10 protein-coding genes are annotated in these 13703 nt (G+C 69.6%); 1 reads left to right on the top strand and 9 read right to left on the bottom strand.

The genetic code is table 11. The annotated features are described in order from the left end of the window. Nucleotides 1-7 precede the first annotated feature (7 nt). Complete coding sequence (locus BLT28_RS24025; protein WP_231950399.1) at nucleotides 8-757, top strand: GNAT family N-acetyltransferase; 750 nt, start codon at nucleotides 8-10, stop codon at nucleotides 755-757. Here the strand turns inward: BLT28_RS24025 and BLT28_RS24030 are convergent. The 9 genes from BLT28_RS24030 to BLT28_RS24070 all read right to left on the bottom strand — a co-directional run bounded on the left by BLT28_RS24030 (nucleotide 754) and on the right by BLT28_RS24070 (nucleotide 13446). Next, entirely contained in the window at nucleotides 754-1149 is a 396-nt protein-coding gene (locus tag BLT28_RS24030; protein ID WP_030427649.1) for a hypothetical protein, read from the bottom strand. The genes BLT28_RS24025 and BLT28_RS24030 overlap by 4 nt on opposite strands. After that, nucleotides 1149-2018, bottom strand: a complete 870-nt coding sequence (gene mshB / locus BLT28_RS24035; RefSeq protein WP_030427648.1) for an N-acetyl-1-D-myo-inositol-2-amino-2-deoxy-alpha-D-glucopyranoside deacetylase — start codon at nucleotides 2016-2018, stop codon at nucleotides 1149-1151. The genes BLT28_RS24030 and mshB overlap by 1 nt, the downstream gene beginning before the upstream one ends. Nucleotides 2019-2276: 258 nt before the next feature. Then, the gene (locus tag BLT28_RS24040) at nucleotides 2277-3347 is read right to left on the bottom strand and encodes an ABC transporter ATP-binding protein (RefSeq protein WP_030427647.1); all 1071 of its coding nucleotides are present in this window, start codon (nucleotides 3345-3347) and stop codon (nucleotides 2277-2279) included. Then, on the bottom strand, nucleotides 3344-4477 hold the full coding sequence (locus tag BLT28_RS24045; protein ID WP_043810257.1) for an ABC transporter ATP-binding protein: 1134 nt from the start codon (nucleotides 4475-4477) through the stop codon (nucleotides 3344-3346). The genes BLT28_RS24040 and BLT28_RS24045 overlap by 4 nt, the downstream gene beginning before the upstream one ends. Beyond that, the gene (locus BLT28_RS24050) at nucleotides 4477-5400 is read right to left on the bottom strand and encodes an ABC transporter permease (protein WP_030427645.1); all 924 of its coding nucleotides are present in this window, start codon (nucleotides 5398-5400) and stop codon (nucleotides 4477-4479) included. The genes BLT28_RS24045 and BLT28_RS24050 overlap by 1 nt, the downstream gene beginning before the upstream one ends. After that, nucleotides 5393-6391: an ABC transporter permease gene (locus BLT28_RS24055; RefSeq protein WP_030427644.1), complete on the bottom strand. Its 999-nt coding sequence runs from the start codon at nucleotides 6389-6391 to the stop codon at nucleotides 5393-5395. Before BLT28_RS24055 ends, BLT28_RS24050 begins: the two co-directional genes overlap by 8 nt. A 214-nt stretch (nucleotides 6392-6605) precedes the next feature. Further along, complete coding sequence (locus tag BLT28_RS24060; protein WP_030427643.1) at nucleotides 6606-8378, bottom strand: ABC transporter family substrate-binding protein; 1773 nt, start codon at nucleotides 8376-8378, stop codon at nucleotides 6606-6608. Between the two features lie 380 nt (nucleotides 8379-8758). Continuing rightward, complete coding sequence (locus BLT28_RS24065; protein ID WP_030427642.1) at nucleotides 8759-11665, bottom strand: ATP-binding protein; 2907 nt, start codon at nucleotides 11663-11665, stop codon at nucleotides 8759-8761. Then, a complete protein-coding gene (locus BLT28_RS24070; protein ID WP_081900044.1) occupies nucleotides 11662-13446 on the bottom strand; it encodes an ABC transporter family substrate-binding protein in 1785 nt (594 codons plus the stop codon). Before BLT28_RS24070 ends, BLT28_RS24065 begins: the two co-directional genes overlap by 4 nt. Between the last annotated feature and the right edge of the window lie 257 nt (nucleotides 13447-13703).

Genomic DNA, 13703 nt, shown 5'->3' on the forward strand with positions numbered 1-13703 from the left:
CCGCCTGGTGAGCACCGAGGATGCGCGGGTGCGCCACGATGACGAAGCACTCGAACAGCTGTGCGCCCGTGCCTGGCCCGCGGTGGCCGAGCTGCGCATCGGGGGCTGGCGTGCCCGCACCGCCGACGGCTTCACCGGCCGCGCCAACTCCACGTTGCTGCTCGGCTCGCCGGGGATGCCCGTCGCCGACGCCCTGGCGAAGGCCGCCGCGTTCGCCAGGGAGCACGGCCAGCAGCCGCGCGCGCACGTGGTCACCGGCAGCCGTTGGGAGCCGTCGCTGGTCTCGGCGGGCTGGCGCTTGGAGGTGGAGCGCGCCGGGATGCCGGCGTTGGTGCAGGTGGGCCCGCTGGACGGGCTTCTGGCTCCGCACCGCGCCGAAGTGCGGTCGGTTCCCTGGGCGCAGTGGTGGCCGTTGGTCGTCGGCCGCGCCTCACCGACTCCGGCCGAGCACCACGTGCTGACCTCCGCAGAAGCCGTCGGATACGGCGCGGTCACCGTCGACGGCGAGGTCCTCGCTGCCGTGCGCGGCGCCGTCGTGGACGACCACCTCCACTTCGCCCGCCTCGCCGTGCGCCCCGACGCCCGCGGTCGCGGACTTGCCCGGGAGGTGCTGGCCGGACTCGCCACGTGGGCGCAAGGCCTTGGCGCGCAACGCTATGTACTCCAGGTGTCCGAGACCAACACCGCCGCGCTCGGCCTCTACTCCCGCCTGGGTGCCCGCACCCACCACGGCTACCGCTACTGGGTCCCCGTCTAGGCGCGGGCCGGGGGCGAGCCCAGGATGCCGCCGAGCACGACCGAGGCGGGGAGTGCGCCCACGGCGAGCAGCGCGAGGGCTCGCCAGTCGTTGGTGAGCAGCAGGTCGCCGCCGGGACCGGCGATGCCGAAGCCGATCACAGCGGCGAGCCAGAGCAGCAGCGGGGCGCCCGCGACCGACATCCGCGTCGACAGCCCCGCGGCCAGCTTGACCAGCAGGGGCATGGTCAGCCCGGCGACCACCACCGACACGGGCAGCGGCCAGTTCCCGTCGACGCCGACACCGGGCGCGAGGTCGCGCACGCGCAGCGGCAGGAACGCCAGCTCCGCGACGGCCAGCAGGACCGCGTCGACGAGCAGGACCACGAAGAACAGTCGATCGGCGGCGCGCACTAGCGTCCGGCCCCTCCCTGCGCGACGGGGACGCCGAACAGGTCCGTCTCGGCGCCTTCGGCACTGCCCTTGGCCAGCACGTAGTACTCCGCCGCGACCAGCGGCTGGGCGATGCCGTTGGACAGCGCGTAGGCCGCCGTCCCGTCGCCAGCCTGCCAGACCTGCACCTGGGTCGCGTGCGCGCGCAGTGCGCCGAGCTTCGCGGTGAGGTTCTCGGAGACGTCGACGGTGGTGGTGATCTCGGCGTCCTCGGTCACCGGCAGCTCCCCGGGCGCGGGCAGCCGGAAGGGCAGGCCCTCGACCTCGGCGAGCGCGGCGACCCCGACCTCGGTCGCCGCGCGGGAGGTCACCGCGTAGAACACCCGGTCGACCTCGGGGACGCGCTCGGTGGCGGCCATGGTGACCTGGTGGGCGCGGATGTGGTCGGGGTGGCCGTAGCCGCCGTTGGGGTCGTAGCTGACCACGACCTGCGGGCGCAGCTCGCGCAGCACCGCCTCCAGCGCCGCGACCTGCTCCTCGAAGTCGCCGTTGACGAAGGCCCTGGGGTGGGCGTTCGCCGCGGTGCCGACCATGCCGGAGTCGCGCCAGCGGCCGGGGCCGCCGAGGAAGCGGTGGTCGGCGATGCCCAGCGCGCCGCAGGCGGAGCGCAGCTCACCGACCCGGTAGCCCCCGAGCTGGTCGGCCGCGTCGGGGCCGAGCCCGCGCAGGCCCTCGGGGATGACCTCACCCTCTTCGCCGAGGGTGCAGGTGATCACGGTGACGTGCACGCCCTGTGCCGCGTAACGCGCGATCGTGCCGCCGGTCCAGAGACTTTCGTCGTCCGGATGCGCATGGACCAGCAGCAGCCGTGGTGGAGCCGTCAGTGTCACCGGATCAGCCTAGTGGCGGGGTTGTCAACGCTTCGCACCGTGGTCACCCCTGGTCGAGGGGAATATTCGCCCCCATGGCTGGATCGGGTCCTCTTTGCAGGTGAATGCCTAGATCCACAAGATCAACCGCGCTCTATCGTTCATACTCCCGGCCCTTGCGCGCCCACTCATCCGAAGATCGACATGACGCACAGCGACCGGACGCACGAGCGCCCCCTACGAAGGCAGGGGGCGCTCGCACGTGCTCGGTGCACGGACCTACACGACTTCCTTCACCTCGGCGAAGTGGCAGGCGGAGAGCGTGCCGCCGGCCCGGTGCTCCAGCTTCGGCTCCTCGACCGCGCAGATGTCCTGCGCCTTCCAGCACCGCGTGCGGAAGCGGCAACCCGAGGGCGGGTTGACCGGGCTCGGCACGTCACCGGTGAGCACGATCCGCTGGCGCTGCCGCTCGGCGTGCGGGTCCGGCAGCGGCACCGCGGACAGCAGCGCCTGGGTGTAGGGGTGCGTCGGCTGGGTGTAGATGTGCTCCCGCGCGCCGATCTCCACGATCTTGCCCAGGTACATCACCGCGACCCGGTGCGAGATGTGCCGCACCACCGACAGGTCGTGCGCGACGAACAGGTAGGCCAGCCCGAAGCGCTCCTGCAGCTCCTCCAGCAGGTTCACCACACCGGCCTGCACCGAGACGTCCAGCGCGGAGACCGGCTCGTCCAGCACCACCAGCTTGGGGTTGAGCGCCAGCGCGCGGGCGATGCCGATGCGCTGCCGCTGCCCGCCGGAGAACTCGTGCGCGTAGCGGTTGCGGTGCTCCGGGTTGAGCCCGACCAGCTCCAGAAGCTCGTCCACCCGGCCCTGGATGTCGCCGTCGAAGCCGTGGATCTGAAACGGCTCGGAGACGATGTCGTTGATCGACCACCTCGGGTTCAGCGAGGCGTAGGGGTCCTGGAAGACGATCTGCATGTCCCTGCGGACCGGCCGCAGCTGCTTGGTGGTCAGCGAGGTCAGCTCGCGCCCCTCGAACCTCACCGAGCCCGAGGTGGGCTTGTGCAGCTGGAGGATGGCCCGCCCGGTGGTGGACTTGCCGCAGCCGGACTCGCCGACCAGGCCGAGGGTCTCCCGCGCGGCCAGGTCGAAGGTCAGCCCGGAGACCGCCTGCACGTGGCCGACGGTGCGCGGGATGATCCCGCCACCCCGGATCGGGAAGGACTTCACCAGGTCGCGCACCTGCAGCAGCGGTTCGGTGGCGGCGCCACCGTCGAGCGTGCTCCGCGCGGCGGAATCGGCGGTGTTGACGCTCGACCCTGCGAGCAGGTCGTCGGAAACGCTCATGAGGTCTTCTCCTCCTCAGCCGCGATGCGGGCCTCCACCGCCGCCAGGTCCTCGACGACGGGCAGGCTCGGGTCGGCCGCGGTCAGCTCGGCGGGGTTCTCCACCGTGCCGATCTCGCTGTGCGCGAACAGCTTCTTCGGGTCCGGGTGCTGGGCGAGCTGCTCCCAGCGGATGCAGCGGGCGGAGTGCCCGTCGCTGCCGACCTGGATCAGCCGCGGCTCCGCCGAGGTGCAGTCGTCGATCGCCAGTGGGCACCGCGGGCTGAACGCGCACCCCGGCGGCAGGTTCATCAGCGAGGGCGGTGCCCCCTTGATCGGGGTCAGCCGCTGGCCGATGAGCCCCGCGTGCGGGATCGAGCCGAGCAGGCCCACGGTGTAGGGCATCCTCGGGGCCTCGAAGACCTCGTTGACCGGGCCGGACTCCACGACGGTCCCGCCGTACATCACCTGGACCCGGTCGACCATGCCCGCCACGACACCGAGGTCGTGGGTGATCATCATGATCGCGGCTCCGGTGATGTCGCGGATCTGCAGCAGCGTCTCCAGCACCTGGGCCTGCACCGTCACGTCGAGCGCGGTGGTCGGCTCGTCGGCGATGATCAGCTCGGGGTCGTTGATGATCGCCATCGCGATCATCGCCCGCTGCCGCATACCGCCGGAGAACTCGTGCGGGTACTGCTTGGCCCGCCGGTCCGGCTGCGGGATGCCGACCTGCTCCAGCGCGGAGACGGCCTTCTCCCACGCGGTCTTCTTCGGCACCGCGTGGTGCGCCCGGTAGGCCTCGGCCAGCTGCCAGCCCACGGTGTAGACCGGGTTCAGCGAGGTCATCGGGTCCTGGAAGATCATCGCGATGTCGTTGCCGCGGATCTTCTCCAGCGGACGGCCCTTGAGCCCGACGATCTCGGTGCCCTTGAACGTGATCGAGCCGGAGATCTTCGCGGTCTTGGGCAGCAGGCCCATGATCGCCGACGAGGAGACGGACTTGCCGGAACCGGACTCGCCGACGATGCCCAGCACCTCGCCGCGGTCCAGCTGGAAGGACACGCCGCGGACCGCGTGCACCACGCCGTCCTCGGTCGGGAAGTCCACGCCGAGGCCGTCGACGGTGAGCAGTTTCTCGGAAGTGGTCATCAGGCACGCACCTTCGTCTGCCTCGGGTCGAACGCGTCGCGCAGACCGTCGCCGATGAAGTTGATCGTCAGCGAGATCAGCACGATCACCACGAACGGCGCGTAGAACAGCCACGGCCGGTCCTGGAACTGCGAGTAGTTCTCGATGATGATCAGGCCGAGCGAGGTGTCCGGCGGCTTCACGCCGAGGCCGATGAACGACAGCGCGGCCTCCGAGAGCACCGCCGTTGCCACCGCGAGGGTGGCGTTGACCGTGATGATGCCGGTCAGGTTCGGCAGGATGTGCTTGAAGATGATCCGGCTGTTGCTCGCGCCCAGCGCCTTGGCGGCCTCGATGAACTCCCGCTCGGACAGCGACAGCGTCTGACCGCGGTTGATCCGGGCCACCTGCATCCAGCTGAACAGGCCGAGCACGATCGCCACGGTGAACCAGCTGGACGGGAAGGCGCGCGCGGCGATGGCCACCAGGGCCAGCTGCGGCACGATCAGGAACAGGTCGACCAGCCGCATGACGAACGTGTCGACGGCGCCGCGCAGGAAGCCCGCGACCGCGCCGAGGGTCACGCCGATGATCGTGGCCATGAACGCCACGACCAGCGCGATCAGCAGGGAGTACTGGGTGCCCTGGAAGACCAGGGCGAGCATGTCCTTGCCGATCTGGCTGGTGCCGAGCGGGTGGTCGGCGCTGGGCGGGGCGAAGGACGCGCCGCCGGTGTAGGTGACGTCGTACTTCCAGACCGCGGCGCCGAAGACCGCGCCGAGGGTGAGCAGCACGAGGACGACGAGGCTGGCCATGGCCAGGCGGTGCCGGACGAAGCGGCGGAGGATGGTCTGCCACTGCTTGCGCGCGCCGGTGCCGAACTCGTAGCTCGACGTCGCGGCGGCCCCGGCGGCGGGGGGCTCGGTGATCTGCGGGTTAGCCAAGGCGAATCCTCGGGTCCAGGATGCCGTAGAGGATGTCGGCAACGAGGTTGAAGACGACGACGAGCAGGGCGGTGATCATCAGCCAGCCCATCAGCATCGGCGGGTCGAACTGCTGGACCGCGCTGACCAGCAGCCTGCCCATGCCGTTCCAGCCGAAGACCGTCTCGGTGACGATCGCGCCGCTGAACACCGCGCCGATGTTGAGCGCGGCCAGGGTGGTCACCGGGATCAGCGCGTTGCGGAACGCGTGCCGGAAGATCACCCGGGCCGGGCGCAGGCCCTTGGCGTGCGCCGTGCGTACGTAGTCCGAGCTCAGCGTCTCCAGCATGGCCGCGCGCTGGAACCGGCTGTAGGCGGCGAAGCTGATGGCGCCCAGCGCGATCGTGGGCAGCAGGAACGTGCCCGTGTAGCGCCAGACCTGGTCGAAGAGGTCGCCCTTGAAGCCGCCGACGGGCGGGCCCGCCGTGGTCAGCCAGCGGTCCATGCCCATGCCGGTCAGCACGTTGTTGAACTGGATGCCGTAGGTCTTGACCACGATCGCGACGCAGAACACCGGCATCGAGAACATCACGAACGCCGTGGACGTCGCGAGGTAGTCGAAGATGGAGTACTGCTTCACGGCCGCCAGCACGCCCACCGCGATGCCCAGCGTGATCGCCAGCACCTCGGCGCCGAGCACCAGCTTGAAGGTGGTGCCGAAGGCCGTGGTGACCCGGTCGAAGACGTCGGCGCGCGCCTGGCCCAGCGCGACGCTGGTGCCCCAGTCGCCGGACAAAAATGAGGTGAGCCAATCCCAGTAACGTGCCAGGATCGGCTTGTCGAGACCGAGTTCCAGCGCCAGGTTCTGGACGTCGGCCTCGGTGGTTCCGGGACGGCCGCGCAGCTCGGCCAGTGGGTCGCCAGCCGAGGCGACCATGAGGTAGGCGAGGAAAGATCCGATGCCGAGGATCGGGATCGAGACCAGTAGTCGCCTAATGATGTAGCGGACCACGTTGTCTTCCTTGGTGGGAGCGAGTTCGGGGCGAACAACCGCTTGTGGCGGCTCCGGAACGCCATTCCGCAAGACGCGCAGCGCGAACCATACTCGGTAGTAACCCGATTACGACCGGTTCGTCAAAGCTTCGAATGCGAAACGGGCCGGGACCACAAGTGCCGTCCCGGCCCGCTTCGCGTTCTCTACTTCGTTCTGCGGCGGAGAGCCGAGATCAGGAGATCTCCCACTCCCACGCGTTCCAGGTGGAACCGTTGCGCGAGTGGTAGCCGACGTTGGTCACGTTGTCGTTGAACGCGATCAGGTTGGCCAGCGAGAACAGCGGCAGCGAGGCGTAGTCCTCGGCCATCGCCTTGTTCGCCCGCTGCAGCGCGGCGTCGCGAACGGCCTCGTCGAACTCGGTGTCGACCTTCGGCATTTCGGCGTCGACGGTCTTGTTCGAGTAGCCCTGCCAGTTCTGGCCGCCACCGGTGACGTAGATCGGCTTCTTCTCCGCCTTGAACGGCGAGCCGACCCACGCGAACAGCGCGACGTCGTAGTCGCTGTTGCTCACCCGCTCGTCGAGGAAGTTCGGGTCGGTGTCGTCCGCGATCTGAATTCCGGCCTGGCGGCAGGAGGACTGGATCAGCTCCACGGTCTGCTTGCGCCGCGGGATGTCGGTGTGGCTGATCTTGAAGGACGCCTTCTGGCCGCCCTTCGCGTAGATGCCGTCGGCACCCTTGGCCCAGCCCGCGGCCTCCAGCGTCTTGCCGGCCTTGGCCGGGTCAGCGGGCATGACCGCGCTGAAGTCGTCCTTGTAACCGGCCTCGTCCTGCATGAACAGCAGGCTGCCCAATGGCTTGGCGGCCGGGTCGACACCCTTGACCAGCTTGTCGACGATCTCGTTGCGGTTGATGCACTCCGCGAACGCCTGGCGGAACGCCTTGTCCTGGAACAGCGGCCGCTTGAAGTTGAGGTCGAGGTGCTCGAAGGTCAGGCCCGGCTTGGCCGAGTACTTCACGCCCTGGGAGGACAGCTCGCGCAGCTGACCGGCCAGCACCGGCTCGGCCTGCGGGGCGATGATCTGCATCTCGCCGTTCTGCAGCGCCTGCTTCTGCGCCGTCGGGTCGGAGATGCTCTTCATCGTGATGGCCTCGGGGCCCGCCGGGTTGCCCGCCCACTTCTCGTTGCGCACGAAGCGGACGTACTGGCCCTGCTGCCAGGAGTCGAACTTGAACGGGCCCGACGCCGGCATGATCTCCTTCTTGAACCCGTTCCAGCCGGTGTTCCAGAAGGTGGCGACCTTCTCCACCTCGGGAGAGGTCGGGGTCACCTTGGTGATGTCCGCGACGCCGGTCTCCTTCTCCAGGATGTGCGCCGGGAGCATCGAGGCCTTGTCGAAGATGCCCTTGTAGTCCGCGTACGGCTGGCTGTACGTGGTGACGAAGGTCAGGTCGTCCTTGCACTCCGGGGTGATGTACTCGTACCCGTTGGTGCCCGCCGGGGTGAAGTAGGTGGACTTGCCGTCCGGCTTCTTCGCCTTACCGCTCTGCGAGAGCCAGGCCAGGTAGAAGTCGTCGCAGTCCCACGCGGCGCCGTCGGACCACTGGACGCCCTTCTTGATCTTGTACGTGATGACCTGCGGGCTCTTCGAGGTCTCCTCGACGGCGTCCATCACATCGCCGTTCAGCAGGACCTTGTTGTTGATGTCGACGAAGAAGGGCTCCGTCAGCACCAGGTTCGCGACCAGCGTGTTGTTGAAGTTGTTGCCGTCCGCGGTCTGGTTGTTGAAGGTGGTGTACGGGGCATCGTGACCGACGACGACTTCCTTGCCCGGCTTCACCTTCGGCGCCTTGTAGATGCCGTCCGGCTGCGAACCCTTGGCAGCGGTCAGGACACCTCCGCCCTCCGAGCCGCCGCTGGTACCGCCACCTCCGCCGCAGGCGCTCAGCGCGAGGACCCCAACGGTCATCACGGCGAGCGCGGAGACGGCCTTCGATCTCCTCATGGACACGAGCCCTCCTAGCGCTGGGACAACGCACGGCCGATCGGGGCCATGCTGACCCATCATCAAAGGACGCGCCTTCTCACTGCCCTCGACCGGCGCGTCGGGTTGCACGCTAGGAACCCGACTCGGCGACGGTCATCATCCGCCCGCCGATCGTGACCAAAGGGTAACTCGGATATGACAGAGAGTGACGAGCCGGTTACCGAACGGCAGAGTTCGTTTTCCGAACGGTAACTTACACAGATTTTCCATCGTCAGTACGTAATCTTCAACAAGGCATCCACCCATTCGAACCACAGGTCGCAACACCTTCGGACACCGCTGACACGGCCGGATGGACAGACCGTCACTGCGACGGCTGGATGTGATGACAGGGCGGACTAGCGTCCGGACCCCGCGGGCAGGCCTATATCCGACAACAGAGCGTGACCTTCGGCGAGGTCCCGCGCCCCGTCCGCACCCCCGCGCAGCCCGCCCAGAACAAGCAGCGATCGGGCGAGTTCGAGCCGCTGCCCGAAGCTCCGGTTCAGCTCGACCGCCTCCCGCGCGCGGTGCAGCGCCGCCCCGTGCTCGCCCAGCGCGCGGTGCGCCTTGGCCATCGTCACGAGCACCCGGCCGAGTTCGCGCCGGTACCCCGTCCGCTCCGCCAGCTCGTGCGCGGTGCGTGCGTGTTCCAGCGCCGCGGCCAAGTCCCCGTCGGCAAGATCGACCTGGCTCAGAGCGGCGAGCGCGTCGCACCTTCCCAGCAGGTACCCCGCTCCCGTCGCGATCGCCAGAGCCCCCGTCGCGAACTCCCGGGCGTCCTCCGGCTCCACCCTCGCCAACGCGTGCTCGGCGAGCAGCGTCAGCGCCTCCGCCTCCTGTTTGCGATCACTGGTCTCCCGGCAGATCAGCAGGGCGGTCCTGGAGTCGTCCTCAGCACCGTCCAGACGTCCTAGCGTGAGCAGTGCCTCGCTCCGGACCAGCAACGTCCGGGCCTGCGATCCGACGTTGCCCGTCTGCTCGCAGAGTTGGACCCCCCGGTCGGCGAAGTCGAGGGCGAGCGCCAGGTCACCGGCGGCGAGGCTCATCTGGCTCAGGCTGCTGAGGCACACCACCTCCCCCACGTGCGAGCCAACCTGGCGCCACAGCTCGAACGACCGTTCGAAGTGCGCCAGTGCTTCCGGCACGCTCCGCGAGTCCGCGCACACGCTGCCCAGGTTGATCAGCGTGGCTGCTTCGCCGTATGCCGAACCCACCTCGCGATGAGCCGCGAGCGCCCTGGTGAGCACATCGAAGGCAAGGTGCAACCGACCCGCGTCGTAGTACGCCCCGCCGAGGTTGCCCAGGGTGCTCGCCTGCCCGCGCAGGTTCCCCAGCTCCTGGTGGACCGCGAGCGCCCGCCCGTACTCGTCGATCGCCGAGGTGTAGTCGGCAAGACTCCAGTTCAGCCCAGCGAGGGAGTGCAGCATCGCCGCTTCCGCTTCCCGGTTCCCGGTCCGCTGGGCGACGAGAAGACCGGCCTCGCAAGTGGCGTGGCGTTCGCTGACCAAGCGATGCGACCGGAGGAACGGGGCAACGGCCTTGGCGAGGCGCCACGCGATCTCGTCGCCCTGCTCAGCCGCGGTTTCGACGACAGCGACGATGTTCGCGGTCTCCGCTGCGAGCCACGCCGACGCGAGCCGGTCGTCAGCGAAGGTCAACCCGGCGGCGACACTGTCCTTCCGCGTTTCCTGGGCCTCCGGGAAGACCGTGTTCACCGCGGCCAGCGTCGAACTCAGGTACCAGGCGTGAAGCCGTTCCCGCCACCGCGCCGAGTCGTCATCCGATTCCGCGCGTTCGGCGGCGTAGACCCGCAGCAGGTCGTGGAAGTGGTACCGATCGTCGGCCCAGCGTTGCAGCAAACTGGCCTGCACCAACGTTTCCAGCGAAGCACGCGCGGCGGACGCGGAGTCGTCGATCAGCGTGGCGACGGCGTCGACGGAGAAGTCCGTGCCGGGGAGCACTCCGAGCATGCGGAACAACCGCGCGCCCTCCGCTGACAGCGCCCGGTACGACGAGGCGAAAGCGGTGCGCACCGCGGCCTGGCTGTCGTTCACGATCTCCAGGCCGCCGAGGCGGTCCTCCTCGCGCAGCTGCCGGACGAACCACGCCACATCGGGCTCGTCCCAACGGAACATCTGCGCGGCGGCGATGCGCAGGGCGAGCGGGAAGTGCCCGCAGAGCTCGGCCAGCTCCCCGACAGCGGAGGCTTGCGCCGTGACGAGGTCCGCGCCGAGCATGTGGGTGAACAGCGCGAACGACTCCGGCGCGCTCAGCTGGGGGACCTCGATCCGCCGGACGCCCTCCAGCTCCGGCAAGGTGTTCCTGCTGATCAGCACGAACCGCGGGCCGTCGAACAGCAACGGCCGGACCTGCTCCGCGGAGGCGATGTTGTCGAGGACGACGAGCAGGACGCGCTTGCCCAGCAGTTCCCGGTAGCGCGCGGCGAGGTCGTCGGGCTCGGTCGGGATCTGCTCGGGCGGCAAGCCGATGGAGCGCAACACGTGCGCGATCGCGTCGTCCGGCGTGAGCGGTTCGCCAGGACCGAAGCCGCGCATGTTCACGTACAGTTCTCCGTCCACAGAGGACAGAGACTGGCCGTGGCGAACCGCGAGCGCGGTCTTGCCGACGCCGGGCGGACCGGACAGCAGCACAGTGTCCCCTCGGGACAACTGATCCAAAAGCCCGGCACGGCCGACGAAACCGGGTTGGTCAGGGGGCAGCTGGCGCGGGCGGTGGTAGACGAAAGCCGGCTCACGCGGCTCGTGCAGCTCCTTGAGCCGGTCGAGCACCCGGACGCGGCTGTCGGCGACGGGCTTCGCGCTGCTCAGCAAGGTTTTCGAGGGCACATCCGCCAGCAGGTCGCCGCGCCACAGGTCGAGCGCAGCGGTGTAGGCGGTCTCCGCCGCATCGCGGTTTCCCCGCGCCGCCTCGCGAAGCCCTTGCCGGGCAAAGCGTTCGAAGTCCTCCACGTCGAGCGCACCTGCCGGGAGCCGGATGAGGAACCCGTCGGGAACAGCGCCGATCAGATCCCGGTCGCCCAGCACCTTGCGCAGGCGGGTCACGTACGTGTGCACCGTCTGCGTCGCACCGGCGGGCGGGTCCTCCGGCCAGAGGAAGCGGATCAGCTCCTCGGTCGGCACGACCCTGTTGGCGCGCAACAACAAAGCCGCGAGGAGGACGCGCTGCTTGCCCGAGCGCACCGGGATCTCCGCCTTGTCGGCCACGACCCGCAGCGGGCCGAGCACTCCGAAGCGGAGGCTCACTTCGTCGGCGGGGGCGTCGGGGTCGCGGTGCTGGAGGTGGGGACCGGCACCCGTTTCCAGTCGGCCGCCTCGACGAACGGCCCGGCCAGCGGTGGTCCCGCTGTCACCCCCGACACCTCCGGCCGCGTCACCAGGGTGTCGCTGAGCTGGAACAACGGGATGGACACCGCCTGCTGCCAGAGCGCGGCCTCGATCCCGGGCAGCGCGTCGGCCAGGGGCATCGACCCGGTCAGCGCGCCGTCGATCACCGGTTGCAGGGCGCGGTCGCAGAAGCTCGCGGGGTTCGGGCGGCCCGCCGGGACGGCGCCGTCACCCTCGTTCTCCGTCCAGCAGCCGAAGTTCGAGGCCAGCACCGTCGCCGGATCGTCGCCGAAGACCTGCGGCACCACCGCGATGTCCACACCGCTGTCCACCGGCACGCCGGGTTGCGGCGCCGCGGGCGAGAGCATGTCGCCGTAGAGCTGGTCGCCGACCGAGGTGACCACGCGCGCCGGGATCGACGCGCCCGCGAGCTGGCGCTGGAGCTGGTGGGCGACCATCACGTACGGCTCGTTCTCCGCGGGTGCCGCGATGATCAGGTTGAGCTGCTGGCCGTTGCGCATCCACGCGCCCGCCTGCTGGGTGTACCCGGCCTCGACCATCAACCGCTCGACGGCGGTCAGGTCCGGCTTGCCGCTGCCTGGGATGCCGGGGGGCATCGTCGCCTTGTAGCCGCGCTGCGAGGGCGCGTAGACGTGCGCGTCCGCGCGCAGCTGGGCGGACGGTCCCCCGCCGGTGCCGACGCCGATCAGCGCGTCGCGGTCGATCGCCGCGGCGACGGCGGCGCGGACCCGGGAGTCGGCGAGGCGGGCGCTCGCCGGGCGCAGCAGCAACTGGAGCACGGTCGGGCGCGGCACCGTGGTCAGCGAGACGGTCTTGCCCAGCTCCTTCAGCGACTCCATCGCGATCTGGTCCGGGCGCAGCAACGACATCTGGTCGTTGCCGCTGCGCAGGGCCGACACCAGGCCGTTGTGGTCGCTCTTGCGGAGCACGATGCGGTCCAGCACCGCGGGCTGGTCCCAGTACCGGTCGTTGCGTTCGAGGACGACCTCACCGCGGTCGACGTCGACGCTCTTCAGCGTGAACGGGCCGCCGGAGGCCGGGAAGCTGCTGTCCATCGCACCGAGCCAGCCGCCGGGGGCGTCCTTGAGCAGGTGCGCGGGCAGCAGGTTGGTGAACAGCGAGCGCCACCCCGGGTAGGGCTTGCGGAAGGTGACCTCGACGGTCTTGCCGCTGTCCCGCGACGCGACGCCGGAGATCAGCCGGTAGCCCGCCGCGTTCACCACGCCCGGCGCGGTGCGCATCTGCTGCCAGAGGTAGTCGAAGTCCTCGGCGGCGATCGGCGCGCCGTCGGACCAGGAGGCGTCACGGCGCAGCGTGTAGGTGACCGTGAACGGCTCGGTCTTGGTGACCTGGGCTGAGCTGGCGATTGTGCGGTCCAGCACCGGCGAGCCGTCCGGGCCGGGCCGGTGCACCGAGGGCAGCAGCAGCGCGCCCAGCGTGCTGGTCAGCGCGGACTGGTCGGCGAGGGTGTGCGGGTTGAAGCCGCGGTTGAGGGTGTCGATCCCGACGACGACCTCGGTGAGGTTCGGCGTCCTGGACGGCGTGATGCTCGGGGTGGAGGTCACCAGTTGCGGCGGCGGCAGATCGGTGCACGCGCCTGCCCCGGTCAGGGCCGCGCACAGCACGGCGAGCAACCGCCGCCTCGATCTACCGGATCTCTTCTCCCCTGGGGAGCCCACGCGGCACACCTCCCATGGCTCGTGTCGTGATCAGGCATCCCCGCAGCCGTTGTCCCGGCCATGTCGGAAGGACATGTCGCACACGAGGTTGCCAGACGGGGCGCCCGGCGTGGTCAGCGGTACCCCGACCCCCGGTCACCAACCTACTTGGGGTTGGTCCCTCCCGTGCTGACGTGCCACGTCGGCTTCCGGTTGCATCCAGTTGATGATCTTGGTCGACTTCCGCCCCACCGGGTGGCCCCCGACGACCGAGGGCC

This window comes from Allokutzneria albata (assembly GCF_900103775.1).
Taxonomy (GTDB): domain Bacteria; phylum Actinomycetota; class Actinomycetes; order Mycobacteriales; family Pseudonocardiaceae; genus Allokutzneria; species Allokutzneria albata.